Here is a 17,346-nt window from a genome sequence, read left to right as displayed (position 1 = left end):
GCCGATTCCGCAGGTACGCTCGCCTCTGTGCCCTCCATGAACGACCTCGTACGCCAGCACACCGCTCTGAGTGAGTCCGACCTCGAGTGGCTCCATCTGCTGGTCTCGGAGTGGCAGCTGCTCTCCGACCTGTCCTTCGCCGACCTCGTGCTCTGGGTCCCCACCCTGGACGGCACCCGCTACGTCTCCGTCGCCCAGATGCGGCCCAACACCGGCCCCACCTCCTACCAGGACGACATGGTCGGCCACCTGGTCCCGCGCGGCCGCCGCCCGCTGCTCGACGCCGCCCTCGACGAGGGCCGGATCGTGCGCGAGGGCGACCCGGAGTGGCGTGAGGAGGTTCCCGTACGGGTCGAGTCCATCCCCGTCCGCCGCGAGGGCCGCGTCCTCGGCGTCATCGCCCGCAACACCAACCTGCTCACCGTCCGGACCCCCTCCCGGCTGGAGCTCACCTACCTCCAGTCCGCCTCCGACCTCGCGCAGATGATCGCCGCCGGAACGTTCCCCTTCCCCGGCGAGGCCGTCGACATGGACTCCTCGCCGCGCGCCGGCGACGGACTCATCCGCCTCGACGCCGACGGCATCGTCCAGTACGCCTCGCCCAACGCCCTCTCCGCGTACCACCGGCTCGGCCTCGCCGCCGACCTCGTCGGCCAGCACCTCGGTCAGATCACCGCCGAACTCGCGCCCTCCCGCGGCCCGGTCGACGAGGCCCTGGTCAAACTGGCCTCCGGCTACGCCCCGCGCGAGGCGGAGGTCGAGGGGAACGGCGGTGTGATCCAGCTCCGGGCGATCCCGCTCAAGCCCAAGGGCACCCGCATCGGTTCGCTCGTCCTGCTCCGTGACGTCACCGAACTGCGCCGCCGCGAGCGTGAGTTGATCACCAAGGACGCCACCATCCGGGAGATCCACCACCGGGTGAAGAACAACCTCCAGACGGTGGCCGCGCTGCTGCGCCTGCAGGCCCGCCGGATGGACTCCGACCGGGGCCGCGAAGCGCTCAACGAGGCCGTACGCAGGGTCGGTTCGATCGCCATCGTGCACGAGACGCTCTCCCAGAACCTGGACGAGCGGGTGGAGTTCGACGAGATCGCCGACCGGGTGATCGCGATGGTCGCGGAAATCTCGCCGGGCAAGGTGACCTGCCGGCGCAACGGCCGCTTCGGCATCCTCGACGCCGAGGTGGCCACCCCGCTCGCGATGGTCCTCACCGAGATCCTGCAGAACGCGCTGGAGCACGCCTTCGCGCCGGGGGAGCAGGGCACGGTCGAGGTCACGGCGGTCCGCGGCGAACCCCGCGCCGACGCGCGGCTGCTGATCACCGTCAAGGACGACGGTCGCGGTCTGCCGGCGGGCTTCGACCCGCAGCGCGCCGGCAACCTCGGCCTGCAGATCGTACGGACGCTGGTGGAGGGGGAGTTGGGCGGCACGTTCGACATGCAGCCGGGCGCGGAGCGCGGCACCAGGGTCGTCCTCGACATCCCCGTACAGCCGCAGAAGTGAGACGAGCGACCGTCTGACGCGGTACGACAGTGGTACAACAGCAGCGAGCCCCGGACCGAAGACGATCGGTCCGGGGCTCGAATGCTGTGGGTTACTGCTGCGCGCTGCGGCTCGGGGGCGGTGATTGCGTACGCGATGTACGCGCCGCTTGCCTCAGGCTTGTCAGGGTGTTCAGGCGCTGGCGTTGCGCGCCCGGTTGCGAGCGGCACGGCGCTTCATCGCGCGGCGCTCGTCCTCGCTGAGGCCACCCCAGACGCCGGAGTCCTGGCCGGACTCGAGCGCCCACTGCAGGCACTGCTCCATGACGGGGCAGCGGCGGCAGACGGCCTTGGCTTCCTCGATCTGCAGCAGCGCAGGACCGGTGTTGCCGATGGGGAAGAACAGCTCGGGGTCTTCCTCACGACAAACGGCGTTGTGACGCCAGTCCATGGCTGCTACCTCTCTTGGTATTACGTGCGGGTTGCTTGTGAATGTGAACGCTTTCACGAATCCCCCCGCAAGGGAAGGGCCGACCGCCAGATGAACCGGCGTGGTCCTTGGATTGAGGAGGGGTTCTGACTCTCAGTGGAGGCCGGTGTTGCGGGCCGTCCCGATCGCCAAGAAGAGACTCCCAAACCCCAGCAGCGGATACAACCCCTTCCGGAAAGTTTTTTTTGATTCCTCGGTGTCGGCTAGGTCACAGCCGTACTTCTAAGGGGTGGATGGCAGCCTAAACGTTCGAGTGAAAGGACTTTCGGCCCTTCCACTCACACAATCACACGCAGTGCACGGCGTACGCCTGTGAACGTCACGCTCGTACGCAGTCCGAGGTGGTCTCCGTCCATCTGCAGGGGGAGCGGAACCTTCGAATGCAAGGTGAAGTCCGTCAGATCGTGCAGAGACAGTGCGTGCTTGCCGTGCGGGCCGCGCTCGGGGCTTGAGGTGAGCAGCTGGGTGGCGTAACGGGCCACCGCCGGGGTCGACAGACGGCTCAGTCCGAGGACGTCGAGCGCGGTCTCGAAGGAGGCCTCCGGAGACGCGTACACCGGACGATTGCCCAGGTAGGTCCAGGGGGAGGTGTTGCAGATTATGGAGAGGACGAGCTCCTCGACCGGGGCCTGGCCGGGGCGCTCCAGGGTGATCGTGCCGTGCCGGCGGTGCGGCTCCTCCAGGAACTGGCGGACCACCTGCCGGAGGTAGAGCGCGTGCGTGGATCTCTTCCCGCGTTCCCGCTGCTGTTCGACTCGCCCGATGACACTGGCGTCGAAACCGAACCCGGCGCAGAACGTGAACCAGCGGGCCGGGACGCCTTCGTCCTCGGTCCCCGGCGTGCCGGACGCGAGCCCGAGGCTCACTGTGCGTGCACGGCGCTCACGGAGCGCGTCGAGCAGCGCGCCGGTCGCCTCGACCGCGTCGTTCGGCAGCCCGAGCGCGCGGGCGAACACATTGGTGGAGCCGCCCGGGACGATCGCGAGGCCCGGCAGCCCCTCCGGATCCGGCCCGTCGTGCAGGAGTCCGTTGACGACCTCGTTCACCGTCCCGTCGCCACCGAGGGCGACGACCAGCTCGACATCGTCGGACTCGGCGGCCCGGCGACCGAGGTCACGGGCGTGGCCCCGGTACTCGGTGGTGACGACCTCCAGCTTCATCTCGCTCGCGAGGGCGTGGATGAGGACGTCACGCGTGCGGGCACTGGTGGTGGTGGCTGCCGGATTGACCACGAGAAGTGCGCGCATGGCCGCCAGGGTACCTACCCGGCGGTACCGATTCCCAGTCGTGGCCACCAGCCGGACGGGCCCCTGGCCTGAGGGCCGGCCCCCGGGCCCCGCTACCCTGCCGGGTATGAGCAGTACGGAGCAGACTCCCCGCCCCGCCCGGTTGACCGCGGCGGCCGCGGTGGCCGGAATCGAAGCCCTCGCGCTGATGGTCGGGGGCGTCTACGTGCTCGTCACCGCGTTCACCGGAGACCCCGACGGTCTGACGCAGGCGGTCATGGGCGGGGCGACCCTGATCGCGCTCGGCCTCATCCCGGGGGCCGCCGCGCGCGGTCTGCTGCTGCGCCGGAGCTGGAGCCGGGGGCCGGCGATCATCACCCAGATCCTGGCCCTGCCGGTCGCCTGGCAGCTCCTCCAGGCGAACAGCGCGCTGATCCCCGGCGGCATCGCCCTCGCCGTCCTCGCCGTCACCGGCCTGGTGCTCCTGGTGAACCCCGCGACGACCGAGGCCCTGGGCATCGGCCGCCGCGGCGAGGCGTAACGGCTTCTCCTGGAGAGGCTCCTACTCCTCGACGAGGAGCTTCTCCCGCAGCTGGGCCAGCGTGCGCGCCAGCAGCCGGGACACGTGCATCTGCGAGATGCCGACCTCCTGCGCGATCTGCGACTGGGTCATGTTGCCGAAGAACCGAAGCAACAGGATCCGCTTCTCCCGGGGCGGCAGGTCCTCCAGGAGCGGCTTGAGCGACTCCCGGTACTCGACCCCCTCCAGGGCCTCGTCCTCCGCGCCGAGCGTGTCCGCGACCGCCGGGGACTCGTCGTCCGTGTCCGGCACGTCCAGGGAGAGCGTCGAGTAGGCGTTCGCCGACTCCAGGCCCTCCAGGACCTCCTCCTCCGAGATCCCGAGCCGCTCCGCGAGCTCGTGGACCGTCGGCGAGCGCCCGTGCAGCTGGGACAGCTCCGCCGTCGCCGTCGTCAGCGACAGCCGCAGCTCCTGGAGCCGGCGGGGCACCCGCACCGCCCAGCCCTTGTCCCGGAAGTGCCGCTTGATCTCGCCGACCACCGTCGGCGTCGCGTACGTCGAGAACTCGACGCCCCGCTCCGGGTCGAACCGGTCCACCGACTTGATCAGGCCGATCGTCGCCACCTGCGTCAGGTCGTCCAGCGGCTCGCCCCGGTTCCGGAACCGCCGGGCCAGGTGCTCGACCAGCGGCAGGTGCATCCGTACCAGCTGATTGCGCAGCTCCGCCTTCTCCGCCGAGCCCTCGGGGAGCTCCCGGAGCTTGACGAAGAGCGCGCGCGCCCCGCTCCGGTCGTGCGGATCCGGAACCTCCGGGGCTTCCGGAACCTCGGGAACGTCCTCGGCCTTCTGCGCCTCGGCGTCCTTCGGGACCTCGTTGTGCTGCTCGTGCTCGCTCATCTGGACCGCCTGCTCCGTAGCGACCTCGACCTCGACCTCCGGATGCGGCCTCGCCTGCTGCTCAGGGATGCCGGCCGTCGCGTCCCCGCTCCTCACGCCGGGCCTGGCCCCGCGCCGCGCTGTTTGTACAGGCTGATGGAGACCGTCTTGTCGTCCGCCACGGACGACTCCACCTTGCCGGCCAGCGCGGAGAGCACCGTCCAGGCGAAGGTGTCGCGCTCCGGCGCCCGGCCGTCCGTCGTCGGGGCCGAGACGGTCACGTCGAGCGAGTCCCCGACCAGCCGGAAGACACAGCTGAGGACGGATCCCGGTACGGCCTGCTGGAGCAGGATGGCGCACGCCTCGTCGACCGCGATCCGCAAGTCCTCGATCTCGTCGAGGGTGAAGTCCAAGCGCGCCGCGAGACCGGCCGTGGCCGTACGCAGCACGGACAGGTAGGCACCCGCAGCGGGCAGCCGGACTTCCACGAAGTCCTGGGACCCGGGCTCGCCTGCGATCTGGGACACCCTCACCTCCAAGGTGGCACAAGCTCATTCGGGGCCCGGGGGAGAAAGCCCCCCGAACCGGGCGGTACGCAGTCGGTTGCGCAATCCGCCGTGACGCTATCGCGATCCATGCCGCCGTGTCGCCGTCGGCCCCGGTCAGGACCCCGCCCCCGTCTGTCACTCATGGTAAGGCCATGAGTACGGACAGTGGCTAGAGGTCTGCGGGGCCCAATTCTGAGCGACCGGCGGAGGATTGTCGTACCCAGCACTCAGACGATCGAACCGTCCACGAAGCACCACCGCCAACGCTCGTTCGGCTCGAAGGTCCGCATCACCGGATGACCGGTGGTCGAGAAGTGCCCGGTGGCGTGCCGCCCCGACGAGGAGTCGCAGCAGCCGACGTGCCCACAGGTGAGGCAGAGCCGCAGCTGCACGGGGTGCGTGCCGTCGGCCAGGCACTCGGGACAGGTGTCGGTCACCGGCACCGGTTCGGGGCGCGGCATTTCGGCAACGTGTGGGCACTCGCTCATGATGGCCAGGTTACGTGCTGGAACAAGCCGGGGAGTGGGCCGAGGAATGGACGCACTGCAGTTGGTGGGGCTGGTCGCGGCGAGCGCCGCGGTGGCGGGCCTGGCCCGCAGGACACCCGTACCGGCGCCGCTGCTCCTCGTCGCCGCCGGCCTCGCCGCCTCGTACGTGCCCGGCGTCCCTGACTACACCCTCGACCCGCACATCATCCTGCCGCTCATCCTGCCGCCGCTCCTCTACACGGCGGCGGTGGACTCCTCGTACCTCGATCTGCGGGCCAACATCCGGCCCGTCGCGCTGCTCTCGGTCGGGTACGTCCTCTTCGCCACCGTCGCCGTCGGCTGGCTCGCGTACGTCCTCGTCCCGGACCTGCCGCTGACCGCGGCGCTCGTCCTCGGCGCGGTCGTCGCGCCGCCGGACGCGGTCGCCGCGACGGCGATCGCCCGCAAGCTGGGGCTGCCGAACCGGATCACCACGATCCTCCAGGGCGAGTCCCTGGTGAACGACGCCACCGCGATCACCGCCTTCAAGGTGGCGCTCGCGGCCGCCGTCGGCGAGGGCGTCAGCTGGGCGGGAGGCCTCGGCGAGTTCGCGCTCGCGGCGATCGGCGGGGTCGGCGTGGGCCTCGTCCTGATGGTCCCCATCCACTGGCTCCGGCTCCGCATCGGCGAGGCCCTGCTGCAGAACACCCTCTCCCTGCTGATCCCCTTCATCGCCTACGCGGCGGCCGAGGAGGTCGGCGCCTCCGGGGTGCTCGCCGTGGTCGTCGTCGGCCTCTTCCTCGGGCACCGCAACTACCAGGTGGACTTCGCGACCCGCCTCCAGGAGGAGGCCGTGTGGAAGATGGTCGCCTTCGTCCTGGAGTCCGCGGTCTTCGCCCTCATCGGGCTCCAGCTGCCGTACGTCGTCCAGGGCCTCGGGCGGTACGGGATCGGCGAGGCGATCGGGTACGCCCTCGGAGTCTTCGTGGCCGTGGTCGTCGTCCGCTACGTCTGGGTCTACCCCGCCACCTTCCTGCCCCGGCTCTCGGAGCGGATCAGGAAACGGGAGCCGGGCGTCGACTGGCGGGCCCCGCTGATCGTCGGCTGGGCCGGCATGCGGGGCGTGGTCTCGCTCGCCATCGCCTTCTCCATCCCGGTGATGACGGACGGCGTGGAGTTCCCGGCCCGCAACCTCGTCCTCTTCCTCACCTTCACCACCGTGATCGGGACCCTGGTGGTCCAGGGCCTCACGCTGCCCCCGCTGATCCGGCTCCTCAAGCTCCCCGGCCGCGACACGTACCAGGAGACCCTGGCGGAGGCCCAGGCCCAGAGCGAGGCGTCCCGGGCGGCGGAGGAGCGCCTGGACGCCCTCCTGGCCGACGAGCGCAACGCCCTGCCGCAGCCCCTCTCCGACCGGCTCCGCACGGTCCTGGAACGGCGCCGCAACGCGGTCTGGGAGCGCCTCGGCGCGGTCAACGAGGTCACCGGCGAGACCGCCGACGACACCTACCGCCGGCTCTCCCGCGCGATGATCGAGGCCGAACGCGAGGTGTTCGTACGGCTCCGGGACGAGCGCCGCATCGACGACGAGATGCTCCGCACCCTGCTGCGCCGCCTCGACCTGGAGGAGGCGGCGGCCTACCGCGAGGAGAGTGCCTGAGGTCTCATGACGGCGCGCCCGTGACCACCGCCGCGACCCTCGTGCCGGGCGCGAACGCGCCCTCCTCGGCGAGGGCGACAAGTCCGTAGAGCATTTTGGCGACATACAGTCGCTCGACGGCGAGTCCGTGCCGCGCTTCGAAGTCCTCGGCGAACGCGTCGAGCGCCGGGCTCGTACGGGCGTACCCGCCGCCGTGGAAGCGCTCGTCGAGGCTCCAGTCGCCCCGGGGACCGCCGAACGCGGCGCGCTGCAAGGCCTGTACCTCCTCGCCCAGGAAACCGCCCTTGAGGACCGGGACGCCGAGCGTCCGCTGCCCGGGGCCGAGGCCCGCCGCCAGGCCCGCCAAGGTGCCACCGGTGCCGCAGGCGACGGCCACCACGTCCGCGGCCCCGCGCAGCTCCCGGCCGAGCTCCACACAGCCCTCGACGGCGAGGGCGTTGCTGCCGCCTTCGGGGACGACGTACGTCCCCGAAGGGGACTGTGCGAGGAGTTCGGCCAGCACCTCCGGGTCGGACTTCCTCCGGTACGTGGCGCGGTCCACGAACACCAGCCGCATCCCGTCCGCCGCGCACCGCGCCAGCGACCGGTTCAGGGGGCGGTCGGCCAGCTCCTGGCCGCGTACGACCCCGATCGTCTCGAAGCCGAGCAGCCGGCCGGCGGCGGCCGTCGCCCGCAGGTGGTTGGAGTACGCGCCGCCGAAGGTCAGCACCGGGCGGCCGTCCGCGGCGCGCAGATTGAGCGCCAGCTTCCGCCACTTGTTGCCCGGCAGGTCCGGGTGGATCAGGTCGTCGCGCTTGAGCAGCAGCCGCAGGCCGTGGCGGGTGAAGCGTTCGTCCTCGACCGGCTCCAGGGGGGACGGGAGCCGGGGGCGCAGGCGGGCGAGGTCGAACGCGTTCACCAGGCCATTGTCTACGGAGCGGTGACTCGGGCTACCGAAGGCGGTCCGCGATGCGTTCCCGCATCGAGGCCATCGTGAAGCCGCGCGGATCGACCTTCCCCGGCTGCCACTCCAGGTGCCCGATCACCGAGCGCTGGTTCCAGCCGTGCACCCGGCACACCGCCGCCGCGGCCTTCTCGATGGCCTCCAGCTGGACCTTCGGCCAGGGGTCCTTCCCGTCCCCGAGGTTCTCGCACTCGAAGCCGTAGAAGTACCGGTTGCCGTCCGTGGAGGTCTCGTTGTCCGGCGGGAGGCCCTGCTCGGCGATGACCGCCCTGAGGACATCGTCGTCGCCGGCCCCGGCGTGGTTGGCGCGGCCGTAACCGACCAGGTGGACCCTGCCGTCCTTGGCGATCACGCCGTGGCAGAGCGGCCCGGGCAGGCCGCTGTAGCCGTCCCGGCAGATCCGGACGGTGTTCGCGGTGCCGCGGGTGACCGTGTGGTGGATCATCACGCCGTGGACCGGGCCCCAGGGGCCCTTGTGGTTGCGGTTGTGCGTACGCCAGTCGCCGACCTGGACGACCGAGAGGCCCTCGTCGCGCAGCGCGTCGAGGAACCTGCTCGCGGACATGGGTGGGGCCATGACCGACTCCTTCGGGATAAGCAGAACGGGACGGGGACCGAGGTACCCGGAGTACCGGACGTACCCCCGGGGTACCGGAGCGAACGACTCCGCGCCATCTGTTCGGATCCTGTGCGAGTCGATCCGGACACCGGGCAAGAGGCGGGCAGGGGTGGGCTGTTCGAGTGGAAACCGAGTGACATGCCCAGCCAGAGGCTGATCACTCCCACTCATTTGTGTAATGGCGCCCGCACTCTCCGTGCTGAAAGGCTTCCTCTCGCAGGTCATTCACATCGAGAGGGAGTTCCATGTCCGTTGGTTCGGTTGGCGACGAGGTCCGCGCGGATCAGGCGACGCCGCAGCAGAGTCTCGGTACCGCCGCCGCGCGGAACCTGGCGACCACCACCAAGTCGGCACCGCAGATGCAGGAGATCACCTCCAGGTGGCTGCTGCGGATGCTGCCGTGGGTGCAGGTCCAGGGCGGTACCTACCGGGTGAACCGGAGGCTCAGCTACTCCGTGGGGGACGGTCGCGTCACGTTCGTCCAGACAGGCGAGCGCGTCGCCGTCATCCCCGCGGAGCTCGGCGAGCTCCCCGCGCTGCGCGGCTACGAGGACGAGGAGGCCCTCACCGAGCTCGCCTCGCGGTGCCGCCAGCGCGAGTACGCGCCGGGAGAGGTGATCGCCGTCGCCGGCGAGCCCACCGACCGCGTCCACCTCCTGGCGCACGGCAAGGTCGAGCAGATCGGCGAGGGGCCGTACGGTGACGAGGCGGTCCTCGGAGTCCTCGCCGACGGCGCGCACTTCGGCGACAGCGCGCTGACCCACCCGGACGCCACGTGGGAGTGGACCGCCCGCGCGGCCACCGCCTGCACCGTCCTCGAACTCACCCACGACGACGTGCGCAACCTGGCCGAGCGGGCCACCTCGCTCGCCGCGCACCTCGCGAGCGTCGCCGCGCTGCCGCACCAGCGCACCAACAAGTTCGGCGAGGCCGCGATCGACCTCTCCGCCGGCCACGTCGGCGAGGCGGTCGTCCCGCACACGTACGTCGACTACGACGCCTCGCCGCGCGAGTACGAACTGTCGGTCGCGCAGACGGTCCTGAAGGTCCACAGCCGCGTCGCCGACCTGTACAACCAGCCGATGAACCAGACCGAGCAGCAGTTGCGGCTCACGGTCGAGGCGCTCCGCGAGCGCCAGGAGCACGAGCTGATCAACAACCGCGAGTTCGGCCTGCTCTCCAACTGCGACTACGGGCAGCGCCTCCAGCCCCACGACGGCGTGCCCAGCCCGGACGACATGGACGAGCTGCTGTCGCGGCGCCGGGGCTCGAAGATGTTCATCGCCCACCCGCGCGCCATCGCCGCCTTCGGCCGCGAGTGCAACCGGCGCGGACTCGTCCCCGAGTCCATCGAGATCAACGGCAACCGCATCCCGACCTGGCGCGGAGTCCCGATCTTCCCGAGCAACAAGATCCCGGTCTCGGACGCCCGGACCACGTCGATCATCTGTATGCGTACCGGCGAGGCCGACCAGGGCGTCATCGGTCTGCACCAGACCGGCATCCCGGACGAGATCGAGCCCAGCCTCTCCGTGCGCTTCATGGGCATCGACGAGCAGGCGATCATCTCCTACCTGGTCACGGCGTACTACTCGGCGGCGATCCTCGTGCCCGACGCGCTGGGTGTCCTGGAGAACGTGGAGGTCAGCCGCTGGCGCTGACGCGCCGGCCCCGGTGACCGTGGCGGGGGGCCGCGCCGACCGGCCCCCCGCCACGGCCCCACACGCCAAGAGCTTCAGGAATGAGGGGGAACTGTGACCATGACTCGGGCGGATGCCGTGGGAGACACCCAGGGCGCCGTGGCGCTCCTCGACCAGACACGCAGCGTCGTCAATCCCCAACTGCGCTCCACCATCGACTCGTTGCCGGGATCCATACGGCGCGTCGCGATGTACCACTTCGGCTGGGAGCAGGCCGACGGCTCCCCGGCCGCCGGGCAGCAGACGGGCAAGGCGATCCGGCCGGCGCTGGTGCTCGCCGCCACCCGCGCGCTCGGCGGTGACCCGGCGCCCGCGGTGCGGGCCGCCACCGCGGTGGAGCTCGCGCACAACTTCACGCTGCTCCACGACGACATCATGGACGAGGACCCGACCCGCCGGCACCGGCCCACGGCCTGGACGGTGTTCGGCATCCCCGACGCGCTGATGGCGGGCGACGCCATGCTCGCGCTCGCGCTGCGGCTCCTCGCCGAGGACGGCCACCCGGCTTCGGCCGCCGCCTCGGCCCGGCTCGCCGCCTGCGTGATCGAGCTCTGCGCCGGCCAGCAGGCGGACTGCGCCTTCGAGCGGCGCGGCCCGCACGAGGTGACCCTCGACGAGTGCGTGGCGATGGCCACCGCGAAGACGGGCGCCCTGCTCGGCTGCGCCTGCGCCCTCGGCGCGCTGTACGCGGGCGCGGGCGAGGAGGAGGTCGCGGCGATGGACGCGTTCGGCCGGGAGGCCGGGCTCGCCTTCCAGCTCATCGACGACCTGATCGGCATCTGGGGCGACCCGGAGCGCACGGGCAAGCCGGCCGGCGCGGACCTCGCCGCCCACAAGAAGTCGCTGCCGGTGGTCGCGGCGCTCGCCTCGGGGACGTCGGCGGGCAAGGAGCTGGCCGAGCTGTACGCCCGTACGGAACTGGACGCGGCGGCGGTACGGGCGGCGGCGGACGCGGTCGAGCGGGCGGGCGGCCGGGACTGGGCGCAGACCCAGGCGGCCGACCGGATGGCCCGCGCGGTGCAGCAGCTCTCCCACGCGGTACCGGACCTGGCGGCGGCGGGGGACCTGCTGGCCCTGGCGGAGTTCGTCACGCGCCGGACGAGGTGAGGGATCGGGACCGGCTCGGACAGGGCGACCGACCGGTCAGGCCTCCGGGACGATTCGGCTGACGACGGTCTCGATGAGGTCGTCGAGGTCCCGGTCGCCGTGGAGGCCGGGGACCGTGAAGTGGTCGAAGAGCAGCCCGGTGAGGGCGAAGTAGAGCAGCCGGACCGTGTCCGCGTCGCCCGGCATGCCGGACTCGATGTGCGTCCGGATGTTGAAGTCGAGATCGGCGCGCAGGACCTTGGTGAGCTGGGTGCGCAGCTCGGGCCGGCGGGTGGCCTCCAGGCGGAGTTCGAAGAGCCCGAGGTAGCAGGTGCGTTCGGCGGCCATCCGCCGGGCGAGCCAGCGCATCAGCTCGACGACGAGTTCTCGGCTGGGCTCCGGCCGGAAGGCCGTGGCCAGGGAACCCGGCTCCGGGGTCATCCGGACGAAGATCCGGTCCGCGACCTGGGAGAGCAGCTGGTCCCGGTCGGTGAAGTAATTGGACGAGGTGCCCGTGGGGACGCCCGCCCGGGCGTCGACCGCCCGGAAGGTGAGCCCACGGGCACCTTCGTCTCCGAGTACCTCGATCGCCGCGTCGAGCAGGGCCGTGCGTCGCTCCGGGTTTCTGGCCACCGGACCTCCTGATTCCACTTCTCGTCGGAAGATAGCTCTTGCGTAACCACTACAGGTGAAGCACTATAGCCGTCGTGGTTGTGACCGCAGCTCACACCGTAAAGACGAAAAGGACTGGTTTGCGCAAGCTCACCTATTACATCGCCTGCTCCATCGACGGCTTCATCGGTGACCCCGAGGGGGACGCCACGTCGATGTTCGCGTTCTCGACCGGGACGTACCTGGAGTTCATGGTCGGCGAGTTCCCCGAGACCATCCCGACCCAAGCGCGTGGCCCGCTCGGGATCGACGCCGACAACAAGCACTTCGACACCGTCATCCAGGGCCTGAACTCGTACCAGCTCGCCCTGGACATCGGCGTCACCAGCCCGTATGCCCACCTGCGGGAGATCGTCGCGACCCGCTCGCTCACCGAGTCGCCCGACCCGAACGTCGAGCTGATCGCCGACGACCTGGTCGGCCGGGTCCGCGAGCTCAAGGCCGAGGACAGCCCGCTGGGCATCTGGCTCTGCGGCGGCTCCCAGATCGCGGGCGCGCTGATCGACGAGGTCGACGAGCTGATCATCAAGACGTACCCGCAGGTCTACGGCTCCGGCATGCCGATGTTCGGCGCCGGCTTCGAGCCCCGCGACTTCGAACTGGGCGAGGTGCGCACCTTCGACAACGGGGTGCTCGTCCGGACGTACACCAGGAAGCGGTGACCGGACGCGCGCCCTACCCTGGGTGGTATGGGCAGCGAGACCCCGCGAACGGTACGGGACCCGCAGGCCACGCCCACGTGCCCGGCCTGCGGACAGCCCCGTGAGAAAGTCGCGAAGCGGCACAAGGTCCTGGGGGCCTGGGTGCCGGAGTGGGAAGTGCAGCCGTGCCGGAATCCGCGATGCAAGCTGTATGTCCGGCCGGGGGGCGGTGACGCCGCGGACGACGCTCGGGACGCCGTCCCGGACACCGCTGCCGGCGACGGAACGGAAGCCGCTACCACGCACGTGACCGGCAAGAACGGCGAGACCGGGAGAAGTCCGGCCACAGGGTGACCGGCCGCGCGGAGGACCCGTCCGGACCGCTACAGTCCGCGCATGTCATCGGAGTCGACAGAAGTCTGGACCGGCTGGTACCGGGACCGCAGCGGCGCGGAAGCGATCGCGATCACGGTGGACGGACGCCAGGTGTCCGCCCGCATCAGGGGAGTCGCGTACACCGGCGCGAGCTTCGCCGCCCTGTGCGCGGCGGAGAAGGGCGGCGAGGTCCTCACCGGGTGCGTCCTGGAATGGGACCTGCCGCTTCCCGTCGTCGTGGACGGTGTCAACCAGCAGGCCACCCTCGGCTGCCTGCTGACGCTCGGCGAGCGGGCGGACCTGAGCCTGACGCTGCACTACGGCGGGGCCGCCTTCGAATCGGGCATCGCCGGCGGCGACTTCGACGAGGCGCTCGACCGGGTGCGCCGCCAGCTCCCGGCCGGGGCGACGTTCGGCCGCCGGCTGCTGCAGACGGCCTGAAGGCCGCCCGTTCGCCGCGGGCGGCCTGAGCCGTACCGCCGGCCGCGCGCGGCCCGAGCGTACCCGCGCGTCAGGCGAGGCCGTTCCAGCCCCAGCGGGGAGTGGGGCCGGGGTCGCCGAGGTCCGTGCCGGGCGCCGAGGCCGAGACGTCCTTGGCGATCCGCGTCCCCCAGTCGAAATACTCCACCACCCGGCGGCGCAGCAGGGCGTCGTCCGGCAGCTCCTTCTCCACCGCCGCCGTCATCAGCTCCATCCAGCGCAGCCGCTGCTCCTCGGTGATGGAGAGCCCGAGGTGGGCGCGGAGCAGGGCCTGGTGCCCGCCCAGTTCCGCCGTGAAGTCGGCGGGCCCGGAGAAGACCTCGGCCAGCCAGACGGCGACGTGCTCCACATGGGCGGCGGTGAAGTCGGCGAAGACGGGCGCGAGGAGGGGGTCGGCGAGGACCGCCTCGTAGAAGGTGTCGGAGAGCCGGCGCAGCGCGTCCGCGCCGCCCACCGCCTCGTACAGGGTGTTCGTGTGCTCGGCGGTCACGTGACGCCTCCGGGTTCCGGGTTGTGTCCTCCCAGCATTCACACAACTCGGCCCGGATCCAAGGATGTTCGCCCACGGCACGCGCGCGGCGGGGTGGCCGGCCGCGGCCGTCCACCCCGCCGCGTGTTTCAGGGCCGGCTCAGAAGGTCTTCGCGGCGGAGGCGAGACCGTTCTGCCAGAGCTGGTCGACGCGGGCCCGCTCCTGGGCGTTGGGCTGGGCGTTCTGGCAGGACGTGCCCGGGCCGCCGCCGGACATCAGCTCGCTGCACGGGCCCGAGTAGCGGTCGGGGAGGCCGAGGACGTGCCCGGTCTCGTGGGCGGTGACGCGGGTGGAGTTGTACTGCTGGTTCTGCCGGTAGTCGAGGAAGATGTAGCCGTTGCCGTGCCCGTCGGTGCTGGCGTACGAGCCGCGCGAGTCATTGCCCTCGTAGTACGTGAAGTCGGCGTTGCCGCCCTCCACCAGCCGTACGTTGACGACCGAGCTGTTCCATATCTGGGTGCTCCGGGCGATCTGGGAGCGGAAGGTGGGGGCGTTGGCGGCGTTGTAGACGACGGTGACGGCGGCGGCGCCGGGGTTGGCGGCGCGCTTCTTCGCCACGGACTTCATGACGGCCTCGTGGAAGGCCTTGGTCGCCTTGGCGTCTTCGGTGGACCCGGCGTAGGCCGCGTATCCGGACGTCGTCGTGGCCGGTCCGGCGGGTGCTGCAACGGCCACCGGGGCGGCGCCGAGGGCGGCGGCGAGGCCGAGACCGAGGGTCGCGGCGAGGGAGGCGGTGAGGACCTTGGGGTGTCGCATGGGGGGGCTCCTCCTGGTCGGTTGGAGAGAGTGTCGGGGGAGCCGGGGTGCGTACGGATGATGGCAACAGGCGATAGCGCGAACACATCGCCGTCGATGGGTCGTTCGTTCGGTTCGTCCGTTCGGTTCGATCGTTCGGTCGTTCAGTCTGTCTCAACTTCCTTGGAATCACAGGGAATTGGTGTGACTTGGGTGTCTGGTGTGACCCCCGGTGCCGCCCTACCCTCGGGGCATGGAGCTGGAGGTGAGGCATCTGCGCGCGCTCTGCGCCATCGCGGAGACGGGCAGTCTGCACAAGGCGGCGCGCCAACTTGGAATGAGCCAGCCCTCGTTGACGACACAGCTGCGCCGGATCGAGAACTCCCTGGGCGCCGAGCTCTTCGCCCGCGGCCGCACCGGCTGCCGGCCCACACCGTTCGGCCGCTCGGTGCTCAGCAGGGCCCGGCCGCTGGTGGACCAGATGGCCACGCTGATCACCGAGACCCGGGCCGAGGCGGCCCGTTCCGACGGGCCGAGGCTGCGGGTCGGTTCGACCGCGAGCAGGGCCCTGGCGGGCTGGCTGCGCAGGCTGCGGCAGGGGCTCCCCGGCACGGACATCGCGCTCCACATGGACGTCTCCGCGAACGCCCTGCTGCGGTCGGTCGCGGTGGGTCAGCTGGACGTCGCCTTCGTCCACGAGGTCGAGGGCTGCCCACTGCGGGTGCCGGACGGGCTTCAGGAACGGGTCCTGGTCGAACGGGAGCCGCAGTTCGTCGCGATGGCCCGGGACCACCCGGCCGCGGAGCGCCCGGTGGTGGAGCTGGCCGATCTCGCCGGGGACCGGTGGATGGTCGACCCGACGGTGGACGGCGAGATGGGCGGGCTGCGGCGGGTCCTGAGCGCGGCAGGCATCGATCCGCCGCTGCTGCACGGCGATTACCACACGGCCGCCTCCCTGATCGTGCTCGGCGAGGCGGTGGCACCCTGCCAGCCGACATCGTTGCCGCGCGAGGACATGGCGATCAAGCCGTTACGGAACGACCCGCTGGCGGTGCGTCTGCTGCTGTACGCGCGCGAGGGGGCGCTGCTCGACCCGCTGTACGACGACCTCGCGGCGGCCTACCAGGAGGCGGCGCTGCGGGCGGCGCCGTACCGGCAGTGGCTCGGTCGGAACGGGATGTCAGTGGGGCCGGGCATGATGACGGTATGACGGATGGTGTGACGGATGGTGTCCTCAAGGATCGTGCTGGGGATGCGGCGGTGGGTCCTGCGGCGGATCGCGTGGCGGATCGTGTGACGGATCGTGTGACGCCTGTGGACGAGGCGGCGCTGATGGCGCTGGCGGCTGGGCACCACACGCGGACCGCTCGGGCGTGGGGCACGCGGGAGGCCGGCGGTCAGCTCGCGAAGGTGTACGCGATCGAGGCGCCCGGCCGCACGGTCGGCGAGGCCGAACTGGCGCCCGCCCTGCGGATGGCGGCGGACCAGTTGGCGCTGGGCCGGCGTGCGGGCGGTCTTGGGCTCGCGGTGGTGATCCTGCACGCGGGCGGCGACGGCGACTACGTCCTCGTACACAGCTGGATCGAGGACCATATGTCCGAGCTGGCGATCTGGACGGGCCCGGCGGGGCGGCCGGAGGAACTGCGTCCGGGGCGGCTGGGCCTCGCGCCCTGCGTCTGGGAGGCGGCGGTGCTCGCGCACGAGCGGGAGGCGTTCGTACGGCAGGTCCTGGACGGCACGGGGACGGCCGCCGAGCGCGTCGGGGCGTGGGCGGCCGACGTTCTTGAAGGGGACCTCCGTTGACCGCCGCACGCGTCCGCCACGCCCGTCCGGAGGACCTCGACCGCGTGGCCGAGCTGGCCGCCGAGCACGCCGCGTACGAGAAGGCCGCACCACCGGCGCCGGGCCTGGCGAGCCGTTTGGCGGCCCTGCTCTTCGGGGCGTCGGTGGCCGGGTCCGGTTCCGCGCGACCGCGCCTGCGCTGTCTGGTGGCGGAGGTCCCCGACGGCCGCCTGGTCGGCTACGCCACGTGCGCCCCGGAGCTCTCCACCTGGGACGGCGCCGAGTACCTCCACATGGACTGCCTCTTCCTCTCCCCGACGGAGCGCGGCCTGGGCCTGGGCCCCCTCTTCATGGAGGCGCTGCGGGCCGAGGCCAGGTCCCTCGGCCTGACGGAGATCCAGTGGCAGACGCCGACGTGGAACGAGGGCGCGATCCGCTTCTACGACCGCCTGGGCGCCACGTCGAAGGAGAAGCTCCGCTACTCCCTCCCGGTGGAGCCGCCCCGCTGACGCCGG

General features: G+C 71.3%; 20 protein-coding genes. 10 read left to right on the top strand and 10 right to left on the bottom strand.

Translation table 11 applies throughout. From position 1 onward, the window contains the following. Positions 1-36 precede the first annotated feature (36 nt). Positions 37-1,503, top strand: coding sequence for a PAS domain-containing sensor histidine kinase (locus tag Q5762_RS07680; RefSeq protein WP_315891504.1), 1,467 nt, complete (start codon positions 37-39; stop codon positions 1,501-1,503). Between the two features lie 171 nt (positions 1,504-1,674). Here Q5762_RS07680 and Q5762_RS07675 read toward each other — a convergent pair whose 3' ends face one another. Then, positions 1,675-1,932 (bottom strand): WhiB family transcriptional regulator, encoded by a 258-nt coding sequence (locus tag Q5762_RS07675; RefSeq protein WP_003953983.1) that lies wholly within the window; start codon positions 1,930-1,932, stop codon positions 1,675-1,677. Positions 1,933-2,249: 317 nt separating this feature from the next. Continuing rightward, positions 2,250-3,218 carry a diacylglycerol kinase family protein gene (locus Q5762_RS07670; RefSeq protein ID WP_315891235.1) on the bottom strand — a complete coding sequence of 323 codons (969 nt, stop codon included), beginning with the start codon at positions 3,216-3,218 and terminating at the stop codon, positions 2,250-2,252. A gap of 106 nt (positions 3,219-3,324) precedes the next feature. On the opposite strand from Q5762_RS07670, the gene Q5762_RS07665 reads away from it, so the two are divergent. Further along, entirely contained in the window at positions 3,325-3,738 is a 414-nt protein-coding gene (locus Q5762_RS07665; RefSeq protein ID WP_315891234.1) for a hypothetical protein, read from the top strand. Positions 3,739-3,759: 21 nt separating this feature from the next. Here Q5762_RS07665 and Q5762_RS07660 read toward each other — a convergent pair whose 3' ends face one another. The 3 genes from Q5762_RS07660 to Q5762_RS07650 form a co-directional block, all read right to left on the bottom strand. Beyond that, a complete protein-coding gene (locus Q5762_RS07660) occupies positions 3,760-4,710 on the bottom strand; it encodes an RNA polymerase sigma factor SigF (RefSeq protein ID WP_315891233.1) in 951 nt (316 codons plus the stop codon). Then, the gene (locus Q5762_RS07655; protein ID WP_315891232.1) at positions 4,707-5,120 is read right to left on the bottom strand and encodes an anti-sigma regulatory factor; all 414 of its coding nucleotides are present in this window, start codon (positions 5,118-5,120) and stop codon (positions 4,707-4,709) included. The genes Q5762_RS07660 and Q5762_RS07655 overlap by 4 nt, the downstream gene beginning before the upstream one ends. Positions 5,121-5,368: 248 nt before the next feature. Then, positions 5,369-5,629: a UBP-type zinc finger domain-containing protein gene (locus Q5762_RS07650; RefSeq protein ID WP_315891231.1), complete on the bottom strand. Its 261-nt coding sequence runs from the start codon at positions 5,627-5,629 to the stop codon at positions 5,369-5,371. Positions 5,630-5,675: 46 nt separating this feature from the next. Here Q5762_RS07650 and Q5762_RS07645 point away from each other — a divergent pair, with 46 nt between their 5' ends. Beyond that, positions 5,676-7,268 (top strand): Na+/H+ antiporter, encoded by a 1,593-nt coding sequence (locus Q5762_RS07645; RefSeq protein ID WP_315891230.1) that lies wholly within the window; start codon positions 5,676-5,678, stop codon positions 7,266-7,268. Positions 7,269-7,272: 4 nt separating this feature from the next. Here Q5762_RS07645 and Q5762_RS07640 read toward each other — a convergent pair whose 3' ends face one another. Together Q5762_RS07640 and Q5762_RS07635 are read right to left on the bottom strand one after the other, a co-directional pair. Next, positions 7,273-8,166 (bottom strand): pyridoxal-phosphate dependent enzyme, encoded by an 894-nt coding sequence (locus Q5762_RS07640; protein ID WP_315891229.1) that lies wholly within the window; start codon positions 8,164-8,166, stop codon positions 7,273-7,275. Positions 8,167-8,197: 31 nt separating this feature from the next. Beyond that, on the bottom strand, positions 8,198-8,788 hold the full coding sequence (locus Q5762_RS07635) for an N-acetylmuramoyl-L-alanine amidase (RefSeq protein ID WP_315891228.1): 591 nt from the start codon (positions 8,786-8,788) through the stop codon (positions 8,198-8,200). A gap of 287 nt (positions 8,789-9,075) precedes the next feature. Here Q5762_RS07635 and Q5762_RS07630 point away from each other — a divergent pair, with 287 nt between their 5' ends. Then, positions 9,076-10,491 carry a family 2B encapsulin nanocompartment shell protein gene (locus Q5762_RS07630; RefSeq protein WP_315891227.1) on the top strand — a complete coding sequence of 472 codons (1,416 nt, stop codon included), beginning with the start codon at positions 9,076-9,078 and terminating at the stop codon, positions 10,489-10,491. Positions 10,492-10,590: 99 nt separating this feature from the next. Further along, positions 10,591-11,637 carry a family 2 encapsulin nanocompartment cargo protein polyprenyl transferase gene (locus Q5762_RS07625; protein WP_315891226.1) on the top strand — a complete coding sequence of 349 codons (1,047 nt, stop codon included), beginning with the start codon at positions 10,591-10,593 and terminating at the stop codon, positions 11,635-11,637. 36 nt (positions 11,638-11,673) lie between these two features. Here the strand turns inward: Q5762_RS07625 and Q5762_RS07620 are convergent, their stop codons facing one another. Further along, positions 11,674-12,249, bottom strand: coding sequence for a TetR family transcriptional regulator (locus Q5762_RS07620; protein ID WP_315891225.1), 576 nt, complete (start codon positions 12,247-12,249; stop codon positions 11,674-11,676). A 119-nt stretch (positions 12,250-12,368) separates the two neighbouring features. On the opposite strand from Q5762_RS07620, the gene Q5762_RS07615 reads away from it, so the two are divergent. Beyond that, positions 12,369-12,950: a dihydrofolate reductase family protein gene (locus Q5762_RS07615; protein WP_315891224.1), complete on the top strand. Its 582-nt coding sequence runs from the start codon at positions 12,369-12,371 to the stop codon at positions 12,948-12,950. A 375-nt stretch (positions 12,951-13,325) separates the two neighbouring features. Beyond that, positions 13,326-13,745 carry a DUF6304 family protein gene (locus tag Q5762_RS07605; RefSeq protein WP_315891222.1) on the top strand — a complete coding sequence of 140 codons (420 nt, stop codon included), beginning with the start codon at positions 13,326-13,328 and terminating at the stop codon, positions 13,743-13,745. Positions 13,746-13,815: 70 nt separating this feature from the next. Here the strand turns inward: Q5762_RS07605 and Q5762_RS07600 are convergent, their stop codons facing one another. Further along, positions 13,816-14,274, bottom strand: coding sequence for a group II truncated hemoglobin (locus Q5762_RS07600; protein WP_315891221.1), 459 nt, complete (start codon positions 14,272-14,274; stop codon positions 13,816-13,818). A 139-nt stretch (positions 14,275-14,413) separates the two neighbouring features. Further along, entirely contained in the window at positions 14,414-15,070 is a 657-nt protein-coding gene (gene snpA, locus Q5762_RS07595; protein ID WP_315891220.1) for a snapalysin, read from the bottom strand. Positions 15,071-15,302: 232 nt separating this feature from the next. Here snpA and Q5762_RS07590 point away from each other — a divergent pair, with 232 nt between their 5' ends. The 3 genes from Q5762_RS07590 (at position 15,303) to Q5762_RS07580 (ending at position 17,340) form a co-directional block, all read left to right on the top strand. Further along, positions 15,303-16,259: a LysR family transcriptional regulator gene (locus Q5762_RS07590; RefSeq protein ID WP_315891219.1), complete on the top strand. Its 957-nt coding sequence runs from the start codon at positions 15,303-15,305 to the stop codon at positions 16,257-16,259. Positions 16,260-16,342: 83 nt separating this feature from the next. Further along, positions 16,343-16,852, top strand: coding sequence for a hypothetical protein (locus Q5762_RS07585; RefSeq protein WP_315891218.1), 510 nt, complete (start codon positions 16,343-16,345; stop codon positions 16,850-16,852). Then, a complete protein-coding gene (locus tag Q5762_RS07580) occupies positions 16,849-17,340 on the top strand; it encodes a GNAT family N-acetyltransferase (RefSeq protein WP_315891217.1) in 492 nt (163 codons plus the stop codon). Before Q5762_RS07585 ends, Q5762_RS07580 begins: the two co-directional genes overlap by 4 nt. Positions 17,341-17,346 lie beyond the last annotated feature (6 nt).

The organism is Streptomyces sp. P9(2023), from assembly GCF_032436795.1.
Classification (GTDB): domain Bacteria; phylum Actinomycetota; class Actinomycetes; order Streptomycetales; family Streptomycetaceae; genus Streptomyces.
The sequence above is the reverse complement of the archived record's forward strand: the minus strand, read 5'-3'. Positions and strand labels throughout refer to the sequence as shown.

Coding starts and splice junctions, on each gene's coding strand:
- Q5762_RS07680 (WP_315891504.1), top strand. CDS start 37: ATGAACGACCTCGTACGCCAGCACACCGCTCTGAGTGAGTCCGACCTC.
- Q5762_RS07675 (WP_003953983.1), bottom strand. CDS start 1,932: ATGGACTGGCGTCACAACGCCGTTTGTCGTGAGGAAGACCCCGAGCTG.
- Q5762_RS07670 (WP_315891235.1), bottom strand. CDS start 3,218: ATGCGCGCACTTCTCGTGGTCAATCCGGCAGCCACCACCACCAGTGCC.
- Q5762_RS07665 (WP_315891234.1), top strand. CDS start 3,325: ATGAGCAGTACGGAGCAGACTCCCCGCCCCGCCCGGTTGACCGCGGCG.
- Q5762_RS07650 (WP_315891231.1), bottom strand. CDS start 5,629: ATGAGCGAGTGCCCACACGTTGCCGAAATGCCGCGCCCCGAACCGGTG.
- Q5762_RS07645 (WP_315891230.1), top strand. CDS start 5,676: ATGGACGCACTGCAGTTGGTGGGGCTGGTCGCGGCGAGCGCCGCGGTG.
- Q5762_RS07635 (WP_315891228.1), bottom strand. CDS start 8,788: ATGGCCCCACCCATGTCCGCGAGCAGGTTCCTCGACGCGCTGCGCGAC.
- Q5762_RS07630 (WP_315891227.1), top strand. CDS start 9,076: ATGTCCGTTGGTTCGGTTGGCGACGAGGTCCGCGCGGATCAGGCGACG.
- Q5762_RS07625 (WP_315891226.1), top strand. CDS start 10,591: ATGACTCGGGCGGATGCCGTGGGAGACACCCAGGGCGCCGTGGCGCTC.
- Q5762_RS07605 (WP_315891222.1), top strand. CDS start 13,326: ATGTCATCGGAGTCGACAGAAGTCTGGACCGGCTGGTACCGGGACCGC.
- snpA (WP_315891220.1), bottom strand. CDS start 15,070: ATGCGACACCCCAAGGTCCTCACCGCCTCCCTCGCCGCGACCCTCGGT.
- Q5762_RS07590 (WP_315891219.1), top strand. CDS start 15,303: ATGGAGCTGGAGGTGAGGCATCTGCGCGCGCTCTGCGCCATCGCGGAG.